Source organism: Nocardia sp. NPDC050435, from assembly GCF_040655395.1.
Classification (GTDB): Bacteria; Actinomycetota; Actinomycetes; order Mycobacteriales; family Mycobacteriaceae; genus Nocardia.
On sequence record NZ_JBFAJW010000005.1, the window covers coordinates 145,107 to 162,408 of the forward strand.

A 17,302-nucleotide genomic window follows, 5' to 3' on the forward strand; every position below is an offset into this window, starting at 1 on the left:
GTTCGCCATGACCGACAAAGAAGTCAATCGCGACGTGGAGTTGCCGGACACCGTGACCGCCCCGGTCGACGAGCGTCCCGGTCTACTCCAGATGGTGCTGCTCGGCTTGCAGCACACGCTCGTCATGTACGCGGGCGTGGTGGTCGTGCCCATCGTGTTCGGCACCTCGATCGGACTCTCCGACGCCGAGCTGGCGAACCTGGTCAGCATCGATCTGGTGCTGGCCGGCATCGGCACCCTGCTGCAAGCGCTGGGCCTGTGGAAGTTCGGCATCCGGATGCCGCTGGTGGTCGGCGCGGCCTCCAGCGGGATCGTGCCCATGGTGCTGGTCGGCCAGAACCAGGGCATGGCAACGGTTTACGGCTCGCTGCTGGTGGCGGGCGTGGTCTGGATCGTGGTCGCCCCGTACTTCAGCATGCTGCTGAAACTGTTCCCCGCGGTGGTGACCGGCACGGTGATCGCGTTGATCGGCCTGACGCTGATCCCCGTCGGCATCCGGTTGATCGCCGGATCCGACGCGGGCGCTGCCGATTACGGCAATCTCGGTCACATCGCGCTGGCCGCCGCGACCATGGCGCTGATGGTGCTGTTCCGGCGCCTGTTCACCGGGCTGCTGGGCCAGCTGTCGATTCTGCTGGCGCTGGTTATCGGCGCGATCGCGGGCTGGGTCACCGGCATCGGCAGCCTGTCGGGCATCGGCGGCGGGCCGATCGTGGGAATGATGCGCCCGTTCCACTTCGGCGCCTTGCAGTTCCACGTCCCCTCGATCCTGCTGTTCCTCGTCATCGTCTTCGTGCTGATGGTCGAGGGCGCGGGGCAGGGGCTGGCGGTCGGACAGGTGGTGGGAAAGCCCGTCGGCCCGAACGAGATCGCGCGGCTGCTGCGGGTGGACGGCCTGATGACGGCGTTCAGCGGCGTCTTCAACGGCTTCGTCTACACCACCTTCGGGCAGAACATCGGCCTGATCGCGCTGACCGGCGTGCGCAGCCGATTCCCGGTGGCCGTGGGCGGGGTGATCCTGCTCGTCCTCGGTCTGGTGCAGCCCGTGGGCCGGGTCGCCGCGGCCATTCCGGAGCCGGTGGTGGGCGCGGCCGCGCTGGTCACCTTCGGCGCGCTCGCGGTGGCCGGGATCCAGATTCTGGCGCGGGTGGATTTCGGCCGGCCCAGCAATCTGATGATCGTGATGCTGTCGCTGGGCGTCGGGCTGATTCCCGCCTACGCCCCGCGCTTCTATCACCAGCTGCCCACCTTCGCCGAGATGTTCTTCAAAAGCGGTGTCGCCACCGGAACCCTGCTGGCCCTGGTGCTGAACGTGGTCTTCCACGAACTGCGCAGACCCGCTCGACCCTCGGAAAGTCCGTCATGACCACACGTTCCGTGCCCGAGCGACCGCGGTTGCTCATCGGCATCACCGGCGCCAGCGCGCCGCACCTGGCCATCCATCTGCTCACCGCGCTGCAGCGACTGCAGACCGTGGAGACGCACCTGGTCGTCTCGCGGGCGGCGCATCGCACGCTCGAACTCGAGGCCGGGCTGCGCGCGGAGGATCTCATCGCCCTCGCCGACGTGCACCATCAGCGCGGTGACATCGCGGCGAGCATCGCCTCGGGCTCGTTTCTCACCATGGGCATGGTCGTGGTGCCCTGCTCGATGAAAACGCTGGCCGCGATCGCCCACGGGTACTCCGACGACCTGCTCGCGCGCGCCGCCGACGTGTGCCTGAAGGAGCGGCGGCGGCTGGTGCTGGTCACCCGCGAAACACCGCTGAGCCTGATCCATCTACGCAATATGACGGCGGTGACCGAGGCGGGCGCGATCGTGCTGCCGCCGGTGCCCGCCTTCTACCAGCAGCCGGCTTCCATTCAGGACCTCCTCGCGCACCTGAGCGGAAAGATCCTCGACCAGTTCGGGATCGAGCACGATCTGTCGCCACGGTGGCAGGGGCCGGAGTCGGCGCGCCAACTCACCGGAGGTCTCACCCGATGACGTATCCCGAACTGTCCCGGCGGCAGGACCCGCACGCCTTCCTCGCCGACTACCGCACCGCCCACCCCGAGGACGTGCTCACGATCGACGACGTGGTGCCCGCCGACCAGGGCGTGACCGGGTTGATCTACGAGCTCACCGCGCGCGGCCGCGACGACCTGCTGGAGTGCCGCAAGCTGGACGGCGTCGCGACGCCGGTGGTGAGCAACGTCTTCGCCTCCCGCCGGCGGATCGCCCGGCTGCTCGACACCGAGCCGGGCGGACTGCACGAGGCGTTCGCCGCCCGGGCCGCGCGGCCGGTCGCGCCGCGGCGCGTGCAGACCGGGCCGATCCTCGAAATCGTCCAGCGCGGAACGGAAGTCGATCTCGCCACGGTGCCCATGCTGCGGCACTTCGCCTCCGACCGCGCGCCCTACATCACCAGCGGCATCATCGTCGCCGAGGATCCCGAGACCGGCGTCGGCAACATGAGCTATCACCGCTCGATGGCGCACTCGCCCACCGAACTGGCGACCAGCCTGCACTCGCGCGGCGATCTGTGGCGCATGCTCGGCAAATACGCCGAACTAGGCCGGCCGATGCCGGTCGCCATGGTGATCGGCGGTCATCCGCTGTTCATGCTCGCCGCCTCCGCCCGCGTCGGGTACGAGGTCGACGAGCGCGCGATCGCCGGCGGCCTGCTGGGGGAGCCGCTCGAGGTCGTCGGCACGCCCGAACACGGGATCGGGGTGCCGGCCTGGTCGGATTTCGTGCTCGAAGGCACGATCGATCCGGCCGCGCACGCCGAGGAGGGGCCCTTCGGTGAGTTCTCCGGCTACTCCTCGAATCGGTCCACCAACAACCTGATCCGGGTCACCTCGATCATGCGGCGGCGCGAGCCGATCCTGTTCGACGTCGAGGGCGGCAATACCGCCGAGCATCTCAATCTGGCCCGGATCCCGCGCGAATCGGAGATGGCGGAGAAGCTCAAGTCGCGCTTTCCCGACGTCACCGCCGTGCACTATCCGACCTCGGGCACGCACTTCCACTGCTATGTGGCGCTGCGGCAGCGCCGGCCCGGGCAGGCCCGCCAGGTGATGCTGGGCCTGCTCGGCTGGGACCCCTACGTCAAGACCGTCGTCGCGGTGGACAGCGATATCGACCTCACCGACGATTCCGCGGTGCTGTGGGCGCTGGCCACGCATTTCCAGCCGCACCGCGACATCCTCACCGTCGACGGGCTGCCGGGCTCGCCCCTGGACCCCTCCTCGACCAGCGACGGCACCACCTCCCGGATGGGGCTGGACGCCACCCGCGGCCCGGACTTCGAGGGCCGCCGCATCGAAATCGCCCCGGACGCCCTGGCCCAGGCCCGGCGCGTTCTCAATTCCCTTACGGCACAAGGAGAGACACATGTCTGACAACGGCAAGATCCCGGTCACCGTACTCACCGGATTCCTCGGCTCCGGCAAGACCACGCTGGTCAATCACATCCTCACGGCCAATCACGGCCACCGGATCGCGGTGATCGAGAACGAGTTCGGCGAGATCCCGATCGACAACGATCTGGTGCTCAACGCCGACGAGAAGATCATCGAGATGAGCAACGGCTGCTGCCTGTGCTGCACGGCGCGCACCGATCTGATCGAGATCCTGCGCTCGCTGCTGGAACGCAGCGACCGGTTCGACCGGATCCTGATCGAGACCAGCGGGCTGGCCGACCCGAATCCGGTCGCGCAGACCTTCTTCGTCGACGACGAGATCGCCGCGAACTTCACCCTCGACGCCATCGTCACCCTGGTCGACGCCAAGCATGTGCGCGGCCACCTCACCGAGGTCGGCGACGACGGCGTCGGCCACCAGGTGGTCGATCAGATCGCCTTCGCCGACCGGATCATCATCAACAAGGTCGATCTGGTGGCCGCCGAGGACGTGCGCGAGGTGGAGGCGGCGGTGCGCGCGATCAACGCGACCGCCGACATCATCACCTCGCAGTACGCCGCGATCGACCTGGCCGACGTGCTGGGCATCGGCGCCTTCGACATGGCCAGGACCATGGCCGGCGATCCGCACTGGCTCGAAGAGGACAACCACCAGCACGATCCGAGCCTGACCTCCGTCGGCATCGAACTGGACGGAAGTTTCGACCAGCACGCGCTGGAGTCCTGGCTCACGGCGCACCTGGCCGAGCGCGGCGAGGACGTGTTCCGGATCAAGGGGCTGTTCGCCGTCGCCGACGACAGCCGCAAGCACGTCCTGCAGGGCATTCACACCATGTTCGAGATCCGCCCGTCCGCGCCGTGGCCGGGCGACAAGGAGCCCGGCAAGGTCGTCTTCATCGGCCGTGACCTCGACCGCGCCGCGCTGACCCAGGGCCTGCGGTCCTGCCTGGCCGGGTGATCGCCATGGAATTCATGCGACCCGGAACCTGGGCCGAAGCCCTCGCCGCCAAGGCCGCCCACCCGGAAGCGCTGCCGATCGCCGGCGGCACCGACGTCATGGTCGAACTCAACTTCGACGTCAAACGCCCCGCGGCCGTGCTGGATCTGACCCGCGTAGCCGAGCTCGCCGAGTGGGCGCCCGCGGGCGGCGCGCTGCGGGTCGGCGCGGGCGTCAGCTACAGCCGGATCATCGACGAACTCGGCGCCGCGGCGCCAGGGCTGGCCATGGCGGCCCGCACCGTCGGCTCGCCGCAGATCCGCAATCGCGGCACCGTCGGCGGCAACCTCGGCGCGGCCTCGCCCGCCGGTGACGCGCATCCGCCGCTGCTCGCCAACGGCGCTGTGGTGGAGGCGCATTCGGTGCGCGGGGTGCGGCACATCCCGATCACCGACTTCTATCTCGGGGTGAAGCGCAACGCGCTGGCGGCCGACGAGCTCATCGCCGCGTACTGGATCCGGCCCGCGGCCGGACCGCAGCAGTTCGCCAAGATCGGCACCCGCAACGCCATGGTCATCTCGGTGACCGCGTTCGCTTTGTCGCTGCACCCGGACCGGGGCGAGGTCGGGACCGGGTTCGGTTCGGCGGCTCCGACGCCGCGCCGGGCCACCGCGGCCGAGCAGTTCCTGGCCGCGGAGCTGGCCGCGTCCGGGCGCTGGGATTCCCGCGCCGGGCTCGACCCCGCCGTGGTCACCCGCTTCGGACAGCTGGTCGCCGAGGCGGCCGCACCCATCGACGACGTGCGCGGCACCGCCGAATACCGCCGCCACGCCCTGTCGGTACTGGCTCGGCGCACCCTGACCTGGGCCTGGAAAGACTATGCGAGAGAAAGGAAGGCGGCCTGATGCGCGTCACCTTCACCGTCAACGGCGCTCCGACGACCGTGGACAATGTCTGGCCGGGCGAGAGCCTGCTCTACATCCTGCGTGAGCGAATGGGCCTGCCCGGCTCCAAGAATGCCTGCGAGCAAGGCGAATGCGGTTCGTGCACGGTCTATCTGGACGGCGCGACGGTCTGCGCGTGCCTGGTGGCTGCCGGTCAGGTCGAGGGTCGCTCGGTGCGGACCGTCGAGGGGCTGGCGGCCGGCGGAGCGCTGGACCCGATGCAGCAGGCGTTCGTGGAGGCCGGCGCGGTCCAGTGTGGTTTCTGCACACCGGGTCTGATCGTGCAGGCCACCGACCTGATCGAGCGCAACCCGGAGCCCTCCGACGTGGAGATCCGCGAGGCCCTGGCCGGAAACCTGTGCCGCTGCACCGGATACGAGAAGATCCTGGACGCGGTGCGGCTCGCGGCCGAACGGAAACTCGACCGTGCGTGATATCGCGCACCAGCTGTGGGAATGGCAGTGCGCGGGCGTCGAATACGCGCTGGCGACGGTGATCGACACCAGCGGCAGCGCGCCCCGGCCGCCGGGCGCCACGATGGCGGTCTCGGCGGACGGCCAGGTGCTGGGGAGCGTGTCGGGCGGCTGCGTCGAAGCGGCCGTGCACGAGCTGTGCCTGGACGCGCTGAGCTCGGGCCGGGCGGTGCGCCGGCGATTCGGCTACAGCGACGACGACGCGTTCGCGGTCGGGCTGACCTGCGGCGGCGAGGTCGAGATCTTCGTGCACCCGGCGCCGGGGGTGCAGCTCGCGCCCGCGCTGTACGCGCTGACCCACGACGAGCCGGTGACGGTGCTGCGCACGCTCGGCGCACAGCCGCGCACCACCATCGTGCCCGGCGAACCGGTGGACGAAACCGGCTGGCGGGGCGGCAAATTCGTGGAAGCCTTCGGATCGGCGCCGCGCATGCTGATCTTCGGGGCCATCGATTACGCCGCCGCGCTGGCCGGTGTCGGGCGGATGCTGGGTTATCGGGTCGCGGTGTGCGACGCGCGGCCGGTCTTCGCGACGCCGGAGCGTTTTCCCGACGCGCACGAGGTGGTGGTGGACTGGCCGCACCGCTACCTGCGTTCGCTCCCGGTGGACGCGCGGACGGTGGTGTGCGTGCTGACCCACGACGCCAAGTTCGACATCCCGCTGCTGGAAGTCGCCCTGCGCCTGCCGGTCGGGTACGTCGGCGCGATGGGGTCGCGGCGCACCCACGCCGAACGGCTGCGCCGGCTGCGTGAGCACGGGTTGACCGAGCGCGAGCTGGCCCGCCTGCGTTCGCCGATCGGGCTGGACCTGGGCGGGCGGACCCCCGCCGAGACCGCCGTGTCGATCGCGGCGGAGATCGTCGCCGTGGTGCGGGGCGGGTCGGCGGCGCCGCTGGGGCGGACCGGCGGCGCGATCCACCGGCAAACCGCTGGGACGCAGGGCTATCGGTGTCCGGAGGGGGTAAGTTGATCTCCGATGCTGTCCGTCGCGTTACTGCTGCTCGGTGGTCTCCAACTCGCGTGCGTGTTCCTGCTGCGCGGTGCCGGGCCGCCGCGCTGGTGCCTGGCCCTGGTCGGCCTCGGGCTCGCCTACGACTCGATCGTCTTCGGCGCGGGCGCGGCGCTCGGCACCGGCGAGCCGCTGCACGCCCTGAGCGTCGGCCGGTTCGTGGCCCACGCGCTGCTGACGCCGCTGCTGCTGCTCTGGGCCGCGCGGCAGGTGTTCCACTGGCGATGGCGCTGGGCCTGGGCGCTCACGGGCGCGCTGATCGCCTGGGGCGTGTTCGCCGACCTCGTCCACCTGGACCTCGTGCCCAAGCACTACGCCGGCACGCTGCGCTACGCCCACGCCGCGCCCGCGGGACCGCCGATCCCGGCGCTGGTCGTCTCCGTCGTGCTGCTCGCCGCCGGGATCCTGCTCTGGCGGCGTGAGCGCTGGCCCTGGCTGGCGCTCGCGACCGTCGTGCTGCTGTTCGCCTCGGCGGCGGCCTTCGCCGTGCCCCCGCTGGGCAATCTCGGCGAAGCCGTCCTGTTCGCCGCCCTGGTGGCGGCGACCCGCCGGCTAGCCGGTCAGTCGCCCTCGTCGAGCTGGGCGTCCGTCCGCGTGGGTGGCTCGTAATCCCCGCCGGATTCGTCGCGGATCCGGTTCAGATCCGACATCTGATCGTGCCGTTCGGCCCGGTGTGCGGCGGCGTTCTCGGCACCGGCCTTACGCCGGGCGTCCTGCGACAGATCCTGCTCACGCTCCATTTCGACATACCTCCGCGAGTTCTGCTCGGGAATTACCGACCCATCCAGTATGCAGGTCGATCCGGAATGGGGAAAACGCCGCCGGTAATCGCAAATCGGACATATTCCGCAATGTCTGTGTAGTTTCTGCGATGTCAATTCTTCGGAGTAATTCGCGGAAATGAGGTCCGAGTGAATCGCGCAGGCTGGGCATCGATCCTCGCGGCGGTGTGCGCGGCCGCCGGTGTGCCCGCGGTGGCCGCCGTGCCCGCCGCTCCCACGTGTCTGACGGGCACGCTGACCTACAGCCGCCCCGACGCCGAGGCGGGACCGCACCTGCCGGTCGTGACCGCGCCCGCGCGCAACGCGAACTGGGCCCTCTACGACAGCGCGCATCCGAGTCCCGACGACGTGCCGCTGGCCGCGAGTCTCACCGACACCGCGGGCCGTTTCCGCGCCTGCGCGACCGGTGTCGCCGGCTCGGACCTCTACCTGGTGTTCCGCGCACAGAGCTCCACGCTGTGGGAGGTGCTCGACGACGACGGCGCCGAGGGCGAACCGCACACGTTCACGGTGCCGCTGCTCGCGGTGAGCGGCTCCCGCGAGCTGGGTGACATCGCGGTGCCCGCGGCGCTGGCGGGCGCCTGGAAGATCGTCGACACGATGAACCTGCTGTGGTGGAACCGGCCCGCCGCCGCCGGATCCTGCTGGACGTCGCACGACGATTCCGAGTCCTGCGAACGGATTTCGTTCGTCTGGCCCTCGGTCAGCGGTCAGCCGGGTGGCGTTTCCTATTTCACCACCCTCGGATTCGTTTATCTCACCGCGGCGGACGCCGACACCAGACATGTGACGCTGCACGAGGCGGGCCATTATTTCCAGTGGCTCTGGCAGGGAAAACAGTGGGCCGAGGTGAATAATTGCTCGCCGCATTACATCAATCTCGTGTCCTCGCCGTCGTGCGCGTTCACCGAGGGTTTCGCCGACGCCGTCGCCGCCTACACCCTCGGCGACAATCGATATGTCTGGAGCAATGGGCAATCCGCCGATTTCGAGAACGACGCGTTCACCCCGAACTGGGATTCCGGGAGTGCGACCCAGGGCCGGGTGTCGAGTTCGCTGCTGGATCTGTGGCGGGGCCCAGACGGCGGTTGGGATCGCACCCTCGAACTGCTGACCACCATGGTGCCCGCCGACTTCCACGACTACTTCTACAACGGCCGCCCCACGGTGGGCCTGTCCACCACCGGCGCCGCCGCGCGAATCCTGCGCGAGCACACCGCCGACCGGCCCAGCCCCGGCTACGGCGGTGCCCCGCGCAGCATCGACGGCCCGATCCCGCACACCCCGATCGGCCCGCGCCTCACCGACCGCGTCGAACACGATCCCCGGCAGCGGGCGAAACCGCCGCGCCCCGAACAGCCCAAACACCGGTGGACCCAGCGCAAGCCGCACGGCCCGACTCTCGGTTAGCGGCCCCTGCTAACTTCGAGACGTGCCCTCCACCTCGGAAGACGCAGCCAAAGCTGACGTGTCCATCGAAGCGCGGATCCTCGACGCCGCGCTCGTGCAGTTCGAGCGCGTCGGCGTGAAGAAGACGACCATCGAGGACATCGCCCGCCAGGCCGAGGTGGACCGCGTCACCGTCTACCGGCGCATCGGTTCCCGCGACGACGTGGTGCGCGCCGTCACCGGCCGCGAAGTACAGCGGCTGCTGGCCGAACTGCACGACATCCCGTCCCGGCACGAACTGCTCGAGGACGTCGTCGTCGCCACCTTCGTCACCGTCGTCACGCGCTGGCGCGCCCACGGGCTCGTCGAGCGGATGCTCGTCCTCGAACCCGATCGGCTGCTGCCGCAACTGACCACCGAGGGCGGCTCGGTCTTCACGATGTCGGTGCTGGCCACGATCCAGATCCTCGATGCCGCACGGGTCGAGCGCGGTCTGCCCGAGATCCCCGGCCTCGGCGCCCGCGTCGAAGTCGCCTGCCGGGTCGTGCACTCCCTGATCCTGCAGCCGATCGGCACCCTCGACCTCACCACCGAGCCCGCCCTCACCGAGTTCGCCCGCACCCACATCGTCCCGATCATCCTGCGCTGAACGACCCGCCGCGCAGTTCGATTGCCCGCACCGTGGCCGCCTCCGATCGGTGCGAGCCGATCAGCCCAGGGGCGCGATGACGCGGGCGTCGGTGGGTGCGGGGGAGCCGCCGGCGGGTTCGATGGACATGGCGACCTTGTCGGCGTTGTCGGTGCGAACCAGCATGGGGGCGTTACCGGTGGGGAGGGTGGCCAGGACGCCGGCGGAGCGCGGGTTGCCGTCGGGGCCGATCAGCCACATCTGGTAGGTGCGGTCCGGTGGCGTGGCGGGCACGGCGTCGAAAGCGACCGTGGCGGCGCCGAGTTCGCGCGAGGTGCTGACCGTCATGGTGCCGCCGCCGGCGACGGCCGCGGACGCCGAGCGGGTGTCCTCGTGCGTGAGGACCTGCTGGGCGGTCAGGCCGGGTGCTCCGGAGTCGTTGCGCACCACGGCGATTCCGGCTCCGAGGGCGATGGCGGCGACGATCGCCGCCGCGACGGCGAGCCAGCGCAGCCGGTTCCGGGCCGGCTTCTCCGGCACGCCGATCGCCCGCAGCAGCGCGGCCTCGACATTCGGGGGCGCCGGGACCGCGTCGACCGCGGTCAGGTCGACCAAGGTCTCGGCCACGTCGCGCACGGTGGCGCGGAAGGCCGCGGCCGTCTCCTCGTCGGCGTGGGCGAGCATGTGCTCCACCGCTTTTCGCTCGGCGTCCGTGAGCGCGTCGAGCGCGTACGGGTAGGCGAGGTCGAGCAGTTCGTCGTGGGGGTGGATATCAGGCATCGCGCACCGATCCTGTCAAACAGTTCTGCAAGCGCTTGAGGCCGTCCCGGATCCTGGTCTTCACCGTGTTGAGCGGAATCCCTAGATGGTCGGCGACCTCGGCGTAGGTCCGCCCGCCGTAATAGGCCAGGGCGAGGGTTTCGCGCTGGGTGGTGGTGAGCGTACCGAGGCATTCGACGACGGCGCGCTCCTCGGAACGCTGGCCGACGGTCTCGGCGACGATATCGTGGTCGCGCCCGAGGTGGCGGTGCCCGTAGGCGAGATCGCGTGTGGTGGCCGAGGTTTCGACCCGCACCCGGTCGACGGCGCGCCGATGGGTGAGCATCATCAGCCAGCCGATCGGGCTCGCCAGGCGCGCGTCGTACTTGTCCGCGGCGTTCCACACGTGCAGGTAGATCTCCTGCGTGATCTCCTCGGCGGCGGCGGGCCGCCGGAGCACCCGCAGCGCGAGACCGAACACCCGGTCGTGCGTGGACCGGTAGAACCGGGTGAACGCGTCGCGGTCGTGCCGCGCGATCTCGGCCAGCATGTCGGCCAGGCGGCGGGCGGCCTCGGGGTCGGCCCGCGGGCGGTCGGTGGGGCACGCGGCCGTCGCGCGTGCTCCGGTACGGCCGGTGTCGACCGGCAGGAAGCGTTGCTCATCCGCCATGGCGGTCCGTCTCCATTGATCGAGGTAGCTCGGCTGTGGCTCGGGTCTGACGGTTACTGCCGCCGAGCCTAGTGCCGTCGGCCGAGTCACGAGGAGCGTTTCGGGTGGTGGGGCTGGGTGGAGCGGGGTGGGCGCGGTAGGAAGTAGGCGGTGCGCCGTTGGTAGTCACGGTAACCAGGCCGCTCGCCCATGGCTTGTTCGAGCAGTCGCGCCCCTGTGCCCTGGACCAGTACGTAGGTCATGAGCACGGGGGAGAGGACGGTCAGCGCGCCCGGCCAGGCGCCGGCCGCTATCAACCACATACCCCACCACACGCAACTGTCACCGAAGTAATTGGGATGCCTGGTCCAGGCCCAGAGCCCGCGGTCCATGATCTTGCCGCGGTTGGCCGGGTCGGCGCGGAACCGGGCCAGCTGCCGGTCGCCGACGGCCTCGAACACGAAGCCGATCGCCCACACCACGACGCCGGCGCCGAGCAGGATCCAGCCGGGCCCCCGCGTGGGTCCGGCCACGGCCGACACCTGCAGCGGCAGCGAGATGAACCACTGCGCCAGACCCTGGGTGAGGAAGATGCGGGTGGCCGCCACGCCCGGGCGATTGCCGTGCCGTTCCAGGAGCGCGGTGTATCGGGGATCCTCACCGTGCCCGGCGGTGCGCCGGAACATGTGCCAGCTCAACCGGATTCCCCACACCGACACCAGAACCAGCAGCAGCACACGACGTTCCAGCGGCCCGTCGCCGAATGCCATGCCGCACAGGGCGACGAGGACGAAGCCGAGACTCCATACCCCGTCGACCACGTTGTAGCGGCCGATGCGCCGCGCGACCAGGAAGGTCGCGGCCTGCAGCAGCGCCAGCACGAGCGGCGCCGTGAGACCGACCCATAGTTCCGCGCTCATGCGACCAGCTCCTCGGTCCGGGAACGCACGGCCGCCGCGACGGGCCGCCGCAACAGGATCTGATCGACGCCCATCCGCCCGTGCTCGAACGCGAGCGCTCCGCCCGCGAGATACAGCCGCCAGGTGCGCGCCCCCTCCGTCCCGAGCAGCGCGACCGCCTCGTCCCAGCGTTCTTCCAGTCGCCGGGACCAGGCGTGCGCGGTCCAGACGTAGTGCTCACGCAGCGCCTGCACCCCGCGCACCTCGAGGCCCGCGCCCGCGAGCAGGTCCAGGGTGGCGCCGACGGGCCGCATCGCCATATCGGGCGCGACGAACGCTTCGATGAACGGCCCGCCGCCCGGATGCTTGCCCTGCCGCGACATCTGCTGCACCAGCACGGGCGCGCCCGGTGCGGCGGCGTCGAACAGCGCGCGGGCGTAACGCGGGTAGTTGCGTTCGCCCACATGCTCGCCCATCTCCAGCGAGGCGACCGCGTCGAATCCGGTTCCGGTGTGTTCGCGGTAGTCCAGCAACCGCACCCGCACCCGCCGGTCCAGCCCGCGTTCGGCGATCCGGGCCGTGACGAACTCCTGCTGGGCCCGCGAGATCGTGATCGCCTCGACCTGCGCGCCGTAGTGCTCCGCGGCGTGCAAGCTCAGCGACCCCCACCCGCAGCCGACGTCGAGCAGCCGGGCGCCGGGGGCGAGTTCGAGCTTGTCGCAGACCAGGTCCAGTTTGTCGCGCTGGGCGTCGGCGAGGCCGTACTCCGGGTCGGCGGGCGCACCGGGGACGCCCCGGGTGAAGTAGGCGCAGGAGTAGGCCATCTCCGGATCGAGCAGCAGCGCGTAGAACTCGTTGGAGGCGTCGTAGTGGTGACTGATGGCGGCCCGGTCGCGGGCCCGCTCGTTGCGGCGGCCGCGCAGGCGCGCCTGCGTGCTCGGCGCGGGCGGCGGCGGGCCCAGTGCACCCAGCCGGGCGGCGGTCAGGGCGAGTCGCGCCACGTCCCGGGCGCGCACGCCCGAAATCCCGCGCTCGGCGACGGTGCGCCAGGCCGCGCCGAGCGCGGTCGCGAGATCGCCGTCGATCTCGATCTCGCCTCGGACGTAGGCCTGTGCCGCGCCGAGTTCGCCCGGCCGCCAGAGGATTCGGCGCAACGCGAGCGGGCTGCGCAGACTGACCCGCGGCGCGTCCACCGGGCCGGCGGCGCTGCCGTCCCAGGCGTCGAGGCGGACCGGAAGCGGGCCGCGCAGCAGCGGGCGCAGCGCGGATTCGAGGTGCTGGGCGACGGTCACGGGTGCTCCTCGGTTCGATCGAGAACGATGTGCTGCACGTCGAGGTACCCGGAGCGGAACCCGGCCTCGGAGTAGGCGAGATAGAACTGCCAGAGCCGCCGGAACCGCGCGTCGAAGCCGAGCGCACCGACCTCGGCCGCGCGGCTGTCGAATCGTTCCCGCCACAGGCGCAGGGTTTCGGCGTAGTGCGGGCCGAAACCGGCGCGCTCGCGCACCCGCAGGCGGGTGTACCGGGCCGCGGTGGTCTCGATCGCCTCGGTGGAGGGCAGGAAACCGCCGGGGAAGATGTACTTCTGGATCCAGGTGTAGGTGTGCCGGGAGGCGCGCATGCGATCGTCGGGCATGGTGATGGCCTGGATCGCGACCCGCCCGCCCGGCGCGAGCAGCCGGTCCAGGCACTCGAAATAGGCGGGCCAGTGCCGGAATCCGACGGCCTCGATCATCTCCACCGAGACGATCGCGTCGAACTCGCCGCGCACGTCCCGGTAGTCGCACAGTTCGACGCGCACCTGCTCGCCGTAGCCGGCCGCGCGCGCCCGGGCCAGTGTCAGCTGCCGGGCCGAGAGTGTCACCGTGTGGACCCGGGCGCCGCGTGCCGCCGCGCGCAAGGCCAATTCGCCCCAGCCGGTGCCGATTTCGAGCAGCTGGGTACCCGGCCCCACCCCGGCGGCGTCGAGCAGGCGATCGATCTTGCGCTGCTGCGCCCGCGCCAGGTGCTCCCACCGCGCCCGGCCGCCGGCCAGTTCCGGCGCGGTGAACAGGGCCGAGGAGTAGGTCAGGGTCTCGTCGAGGAACAGCTGGAACAACTCGTTGGACAGGTCGTAGTGGTGTTCGATATTGGATCGGGCCTGGGCCGCGGTACCGATCTCGCCGGCCGGTGGGCGCGGCAGCAGCGAGCGGAAGCGTTGCAGTGCACCGGGAATCAGCCGGGGCAGCTGCGCGGCGAGCACGGTGAGCACGGCCGCCGGGTCGGTCGCGGTCCATTCGCCCGCCGTGTAGGACTCGCCGAATCCGATCAGCCCGTGCTGTCCGAGCCGCGCGTAGAAGGCCTCGGCGTCACGGATGATCATGCGCGGCAACGGCTCCTGGCGCGAGCCCGCGCCCAGCACGGATCCGTCGGGGAACTCGACGCGCAGCGGCAGCCGGGCGAGGGCGTGGCGGAACAGGATCGCCGCGCCGCCCGCGCGTACCCGGGTCTGCCACCCGGTGGGCGGCGGGGGCAGCAGGTCGTCGGAGGTGGTGTCGAGGCAGGAGCTGGTCACTGGACTTTCCTTGGTGCGGGGGAGCAGGCGCGGGGCGCGACCGGCAGGCCACGGGCCCACAGCGCGATCCCGTGCCGCCGGATGCGGGCCGCCGTGAGCCACGGGCTCAGCGGCGTGCGCAGCTGGGCGCGCAGGATCGTGCGCGGCGTGACCGGCAGGCGATGCCCGGTGACGGCGGCGTGGAAGGGCGGCTGCCCGTCGCGCAGCAGCGCGATCCGGACGGTGAGGTCGTCGGCGGGTTCGGGCACGTGCAGCTCGTAGCGGCCCTCCAGCCGATTGAACGGCGAGACGTGAAAACGCTTTTCGACCTCGTCGCGGCCGTGCGGGTCGGGCCGCACCAGGTAGGCATGGCGCTGACCGTAGGTGTTGTGCACCTCGGCGATCACGCACCGCAGGGCGCCGTCGCGGTCGTGGCACCAGAACAGGGTGAGCGGATCGAAGACATAGCCCAGTGCGCGGGCGTTCATGAGCGCGGTGATCGGGCCGTCACTGTCGATACCGTTGTCCAACAGAAATGTTCGCACCCGCGTCCGCAGATCCGCCCCCGGCCCCTCGAGGTGATCGGCGGCTCGGAAATAGCCGAACGGGCGCAGCGGCAGCGGCAGCTTCGGTGGCGCGTCGACATCGAAAAACCAGCTGTAGGAGCGGTATTCGAACGCGTGCCGCACCGGCGCCCGCCGGAGGTGGTGGATCCGGGTGAAATACAGGGCGGGCGCGATGGTCATCGGGCCCCCACCCGTAGCGGCGCGGGACTGCGCTCCGGCCAGGACCCGCCCACCCGTTGCGCCGCCCGCAGGCCGGACAGTGCCGCGTCCTCGTGGAAACCCCAGCCGTGATAGGCGCCCGCGAACGCGAGCCGGTCGGTGCCGAGCTCGGGCAGATGCTGCTGGGCGGCCACCGATTCCGGGGTGTAGATCGGATGCTCGTAGGTCATCTCCGCGAGCACGCTGGCCGGATCCACCAGGTGCGCGCCACCGAGGGTGACCAGGAAACGGCGATCGGGAATGTGCTCGAGGCCCATCAGCCTGGTCATGTCGTAGGTGACCACCACACCATCGGCCGGCTCGGCCGGAACCAGATAGTTCCAGGACGCGCGAGCGCCGCGCGCTCGCGGCAGCAGGGACTCGTCGGTGTGCAGCTGGGCGCGATTCACCGAATACGGCATCGCCTCGAGGACGGACCTGGCCAGCGGCGGCGCGGGCTCGGTGAGCAGCGCCAGGGCCTGCCGCGGATGGGTCGCCACGACCACGGCGTCGAAGCGCCGGGTGCCGCCCGGCTCGACCACCAGCACGCCGTCGGACCGCTCGGCCAACGCCAGTACCGCTGTGTCCGTGCGGACTTCGTCCACTCCGTCCGCGATCTTCTCGACATAGCGGGCCGAACCGCCGACCACCGTGCGCCAGACCGGCGAGCCGTAGACGGTGAGCATGCCGTGGTGCTCGAGGAACCGGAACAGATACCGCGCCGGATATTCCGTGGCCAGCCGGGGGTCGCAGGACCAGACCGCGGCGACCAGCGGGGTGACGAAGTAGTCGACGAAATACCCGCCGAACCGGTGCCGGCGCAGGAACTCCGCCAGGGTGGTGCTGGAATCGTTCTGCCGCAGCTCTTTTCGCGCCGCGCGATGAAACCGCGTGACCTCGGCCAGCAAGCCGAGATAGCGCGGCTTGCCCAGCATCCGGGCGGCGGGGAACAGTCCGGTCAGCCCTTTCGCGCCCGCGTACTCCAGCCCGACGTGATCGGCCCGCACCGACATGGACATGTCGGTGTCACGGGTCTGCACGCCGAGTTCGTCGAACAGGCGCACCAGCGTCGGGTAGGTGCGGTCGTTGTGCACGATGAACCCCGAGTCGACGCGTACCCGGCGGCCGGGCGCGAATTCGAGATCGTGGGTGTGGGCGTGCCCGCCGAGCCGGGAGTCCTTCTCGTACAGCGTGACCCGATCCGCCTTGGCCAGTACGTGCGCGGCGGTCAGCCCGGCGGCCCCGCTGCCGATCACCGCCACCTCACGCCGGCCGGACACGACGGCTCCGCTCGGTCTCGGTGACGAATTCGGCGGCGCGCAGGTGCCACTCGCGCGGGTGCCGCAGCATGAAATGACCCGCTCCCGCGAGGCCCGACCAGGTCGCGTCGAGGCCACGTGCCCGCGCCGACTGTACTTGGCGGCGTGAGGATTCCGGATCGGTCCAGCGATCATCGGTGCCGTGCAGGACCAGCAGGCGGCAGCTCGGCGGGATGCGGTCGGCGTCGTCGTCGGGCCACCACGGCGCGAGCGCCACGATGCCGGCGATGTCGTGCACGGCGGCCAGGTGCGCGGCGACCCGGGCGCCCATCGAGTGCCCGACCAGGAAGGTCGTGCGGCGGCCGTCGCGTTCGATCAGTTCGCGCAGGGCGCGGTCGGCGTCGTTGAGCGCGTCCAGCCCGGGGGAATTCCAGCCGCGCCGCCTGTAGCGCACCGGTGTGACCTGATGCTCGGCACCCAGCCGGTGGCGTAGCCCGCACGCGAGCGCGTCGATGCGGAGATTGGCCAGGTGCCAGGGTCTGGACGACCGCCGGCTGCTGACCTTGCCCCCGGGGAGGGCGAGGACGCGGCCGCCGGTGGCGGGGTGGCGAACAGGGCGCATACCCGCACTTCGATATGCCCGTCGGCGAGGTTTGGTGGTTCGGCGGAGTCCGTCGGTCGCGGGCGGTTCCGAAGAAAATTCTCGACGAACACCAAACCCCGCCCGTCGGCCTCGCGAAGTCCTTCCGTCGCTTCTCGGATACGCCGAAGCGTCGCAAGGGGCACCGACGCCGCCCCGCGGTGTGGTCACCCGTCCGCGTCCCAGGGACGGGTGACCACCCTGCCCAGCGCTCGCAGATCCCTTTGCCT

Annotated in this window: 19 protein-coding genes; 10 read left to right on the forward strand and 9 right to left on the reverse strand. The window is 70.7% G+C overall.

The genetic code is table 11. The features are described from left to right. Positions 1-7 precede the first annotated feature (7 nt). From AB0I43_RS16585 to AB0I43_RS16620, 8 genes are read left to right on the forward strand one after another with little or no spacing between them, the layout of a single operon-like run. Positions 8-1,366, forward strand: a complete 1,359-nt coding sequence (locus AB0I43_RS16585; protein ID WP_357432418.1) for a nucleobase:cation symporter-2 family protein — start codon at positions 8-10, stop codon at positions 1,364-1,366. After that, positions 1,363-1,986 (forward strand): UbiX family flavin prenyltransferase, encoded by a 624-nt coding sequence (locus AB0I43_RS16590; RefSeq protein WP_356979430.1) that lies wholly within the window; start codon positions 1,363-1,365, stop codon positions 1,984-1,986. The genes AB0I43_RS16585 and AB0I43_RS16590 overlap by 4 nt, the downstream gene beginning before the upstream one ends. Beyond that, positions 1,983-3,386, forward strand: a complete 1,404-nt coding sequence (locus AB0I43_RS16595) for a UbiD family decarboxylase (protein ID WP_357432419.1) — start codon at positions 1,983-1,985, stop codon at positions 3,384-3,386. The genes AB0I43_RS16590 and AB0I43_RS16595 overlap by 4 nt, the downstream gene beginning before the upstream one ends. Continuing rightward, positions 3,379-4,365 carry a GTP-binding protein gene (locus AB0I43_RS16600; RefSeq protein WP_356979427.1) on the forward strand — a complete coding sequence of 329 codons (987 nt, stop codon included), beginning with the start codon at positions 3,379-3,381 and terminating at the stop codon, positions 4,363-4,365. Before AB0I43_RS16595 ends, AB0I43_RS16600 begins: the two co-directional genes overlap by 8 nt. Before the next feature lie 5 nt (positions 4,366-4,370). Further along, positions 4,371-5,249: an FAD binding domain-containing protein gene (locus AB0I43_RS16605; RefSeq protein ID WP_357432420.1), complete on the forward strand. Its 879-nt coding sequence runs from the start codon at positions 4,371-4,373 to the stop codon at positions 5,247-5,249. Continuing rightward, positions 5,249-5,722, forward strand: coding sequence for a (2Fe-2S)-binding protein (locus AB0I43_RS16610; RefSeq protein ID WP_356979423.1), 474 nt, complete (start codon positions 5,249-5,251; stop codon positions 5,720-5,722). Before AB0I43_RS16605 ends, AB0I43_RS16610 begins: the two co-directional genes overlap by 1 nt. After that, positions 5,715-6,731, forward strand: a complete 1,017-nt coding sequence (locus tag AB0I43_RS16615; RefSeq protein WP_357432421.1) for an XdhC family protein — start codon at positions 5,715-5,717, stop codon at positions 6,729-6,731. Before AB0I43_RS16610 ends, AB0I43_RS16615 begins: the two co-directional genes overlap by 8 nt. A 6-nt stretch (positions 6,732-6,737) precedes the next feature. After that, complete coding sequence (locus AB0I43_RS16620; protein ID WP_357432422.1) at positions 6,738-7,379, forward strand: hypothetical protein; 642 nt, start codon at positions 6,738-6,740, stop codon at positions 7,377-7,379. On the opposite strand, the gene AB0I43_RS16625 is transcribed toward AB0I43_RS16620, so the two are convergent. After that, positions 7,331-7,510, reverse strand: coding sequence for a hypothetical protein (locus tag AB0I43_RS16625; RefSeq protein WP_357432423.1), 180 nt, complete (start codon positions 7,508-7,510; stop codon positions 7,331-7,333). The genes AB0I43_RS16620 and AB0I43_RS16625 overlap by 49 nt on opposite strands. Positions 7,511-7,681: 171 nt before the next feature. Between AB0I43_RS16625 and AB0I43_RS16630 the strand changes: the two genes are divergently transcribed. Both AB0I43_RS16630 and AB0I43_RS16635 read left to right on the forward strand, forming a co-directional pair. Next, on the forward strand, positions 7,682-8,962 hold the full coding sequence (locus tag AB0I43_RS16630; RefSeq protein ID WP_357432424.1) for a hypothetical protein: 1,281 nt from the start codon (positions 7,682-7,684) through the stop codon (positions 8,960-8,962). A gap of 22 nt (positions 8,963-8,984) precedes the next feature. Continuing rightward, on the forward strand, positions 8,985-9,590 hold the full coding sequence (locus AB0I43_RS16635; RefSeq protein ID WP_357432425.1) for a helix-turn-helix domain-containing protein: 606 nt from the start codon (positions 8,985-8,987) through the stop codon (positions 9,588-9,590). 60 nt (positions 9,591-9,650) lie between these two features. On the opposite strand, the gene AB0I43_RS16640 is transcribed toward AB0I43_RS16635, so the two are convergent. The 8 genes from AB0I43_RS16640 to AB0I43_RS16675 form a co-directional block, all read right to left on the reverse strand. Then, positions 9,651-10,349 (reverse strand): anti-sigma factor, encoded by a 699-nt coding sequence (locus AB0I43_RS16640; RefSeq protein ID WP_357432426.1) that lies wholly within the window; start codon positions 10,347-10,349, stop codon positions 9,651-9,653. Then, complete coding sequence (sigK, locus tag AB0I43_RS16645) at positions 10,342-10,998, reverse strand: ECF RNA polymerase sigma factor SigK (RefSeq protein WP_356979410.1); 657 nt, start codon at positions 10,996-10,998, stop codon at positions 10,342-10,344. The genes AB0I43_RS16640 and sigK overlap by 8 nt, the downstream gene beginning before the upstream one ends. An 86-nt stretch (positions 10,999-11,084) precedes the next feature. Then, entirely contained in the window at positions 11,085-11,897 is an 813-nt protein-coding gene (locus tag AB0I43_RS16650; protein ID WP_356979408.1) for a DUF1295 domain-containing protein, read from the reverse strand. After that, the gene (locus AB0I43_RS16655) at positions 11,894-13,168 is read right to left on the reverse strand and encodes a cyclopropane-fatty-acyl-phospholipid synthase family protein (protein ID WP_357432427.1); all 1,275 of its coding nucleotides are present in this window, start codon (positions 13,166-13,168) and stop codon (positions 11,894-11,896) included. The genes AB0I43_RS16650 and AB0I43_RS16655 overlap by 4 nt, the downstream gene beginning before the upstream one ends. Next, complete coding sequence (locus tag AB0I43_RS16660; RefSeq protein ID WP_357432428.1) at positions 13,165-14,430, reverse strand: class I SAM-dependent methyltransferase; 1,266 nt, start codon at positions 14,428-14,430, stop codon at positions 13,165-13,167. Before AB0I43_RS16660 ends, AB0I43_RS16655 begins: the two co-directional genes overlap by 4 nt. Further along, a complete protein-coding gene (locus AB0I43_RS16665; RefSeq protein WP_357432429.1) occupies positions 14,427-15,155 on the reverse strand; it encodes a DUF1365 domain-containing protein in 729 nt (242 codons plus the stop codon). The genes AB0I43_RS16660 and AB0I43_RS16665 overlap by 4 nt, the downstream gene beginning before the upstream one ends. Beyond that, positions 15,152-16,453 carry an FAD-dependent oxidoreductase gene (locus AB0I43_RS16670; protein ID WP_357432430.1) on the reverse strand — a complete coding sequence of 434 codons (1,302 nt, stop codon included), beginning with the start codon at positions 16,451-16,453 and terminating at the stop codon, positions 15,152-15,154. The genes AB0I43_RS16665 and AB0I43_RS16670 overlap by 4 nt, the downstream gene beginning before the upstream one ends. Further along, the gene (locus AB0I43_RS16675) at positions 16,437-17,054 is read right to left on the reverse strand and encodes an alpha/beta hydrolase (protein ID WP_357432431.1); all 618 of its coding nucleotides are present in this window, start codon (positions 17,052-17,054) and stop codon (positions 16,437-16,439) included. The genes AB0I43_RS16670 and AB0I43_RS16675 overlap by 17 nt, the downstream gene beginning before the upstream one ends. Positions 17,055-17,302: the final 248 nt, after the last annotated feature.

What these genes read in the sequence shown, in the direction of transcription:
- AB0I43_RS16605 (WP_357432420.1), top strand. Translation starts at nt 4,371, where the DNA reads ATGGAATTCATGCGACCCGGAACCTGGGCCGAAGCCCTCGCCGCCAAG.
- AB0I43_RS16600 (WP_356979427.1), top strand. Translation starts at nt 3,379, where the DNA reads ATGTCTGACAACGGCAAGATCCCGGTCACCGTACTCACCGGATTCCTC.
- AB0I43_RS16625 (WP_357432423.1), bottom strand. Translation starts at nt 7,510, where the DNA reads ATGGAGCGTGAGCAGGATCTGTCGCAGGACGCCCGGCGTAAGGCCGGT.
- sigK (WP_356979410.1), bottom strand. Translation starts at nt 10,998, where the DNA reads ATGGCGGATGAGCAACGCTTCCTGCCGGTCGACACCGGCCGTACCGGA.
- AB0I43_RS16640 (WP_357432426.1), bottom strand. Translation starts at nt 10,349, where the DNA reads ATGCCTGATATCCACCCCCACGACGAACTGCTCGACCTCGCCTACCCG.
- AB0I43_RS16675 (WP_357432431.1), bottom strand. Translation starts at nt 17,054, where the DNA reads ATGCGCCCTGTTCGCCACCCCGCCACCGGCGGCCGCGTCCTCGCCCTC.
- AB0I43_RS16665 (WP_357432429.1), bottom strand. Translation starts at nt 15,155, where the DNA reads ATGACCATCGCGCCCGCCCTGTATTTCACCCGGATCCACCACCTCCGG.
- AB0I43_RS16610 (WP_356979423.1), top strand. Translation starts at nt 5,249, where the DNA reads ATGCGCGTCACCTTCACCGTCAACGGCGCTCCGACGACCGTGGACAAT.
- AB0I43_RS16650 (WP_356979408.1), bottom strand. Translation starts at nt 11,897, where the DNA reads ATGAGCGCGGAACTATGGGTCGGTCTCACGGCGCCGCTCGTGCTGGCG.
- AB0I43_RS16585 (WP_357432418.1), top strand. Translation starts at nt 8, where the DNA reads ATGACCGACAAAGAAGTCAATCGCGACGTGGAGTTGCCGGACACCGTG.
- AB0I43_RS16595 (WP_357432419.1), top strand. Translation starts at nt 1,983, where the DNA reads ATGACGTATCCCGAACTGTCCCGGCGGCAGGACCCGCACGCCTTCCTC.
- AB0I43_RS16620 (WP_357432422.1), top strand. Translation starts at nt 6,738, where the DNA reads ATGCTGTCCGTCGCGTTACTGCTGCTCGGTGGTCTCCAACTCGCGTGC.
- AB0I43_RS16590 (WP_356979430.1), top strand. Translation starts at nt 1,363, where the DNA reads ATGACCACACGTTCCGTGCCCGAGCGACCGCGGTTGCTCATCGGCATC.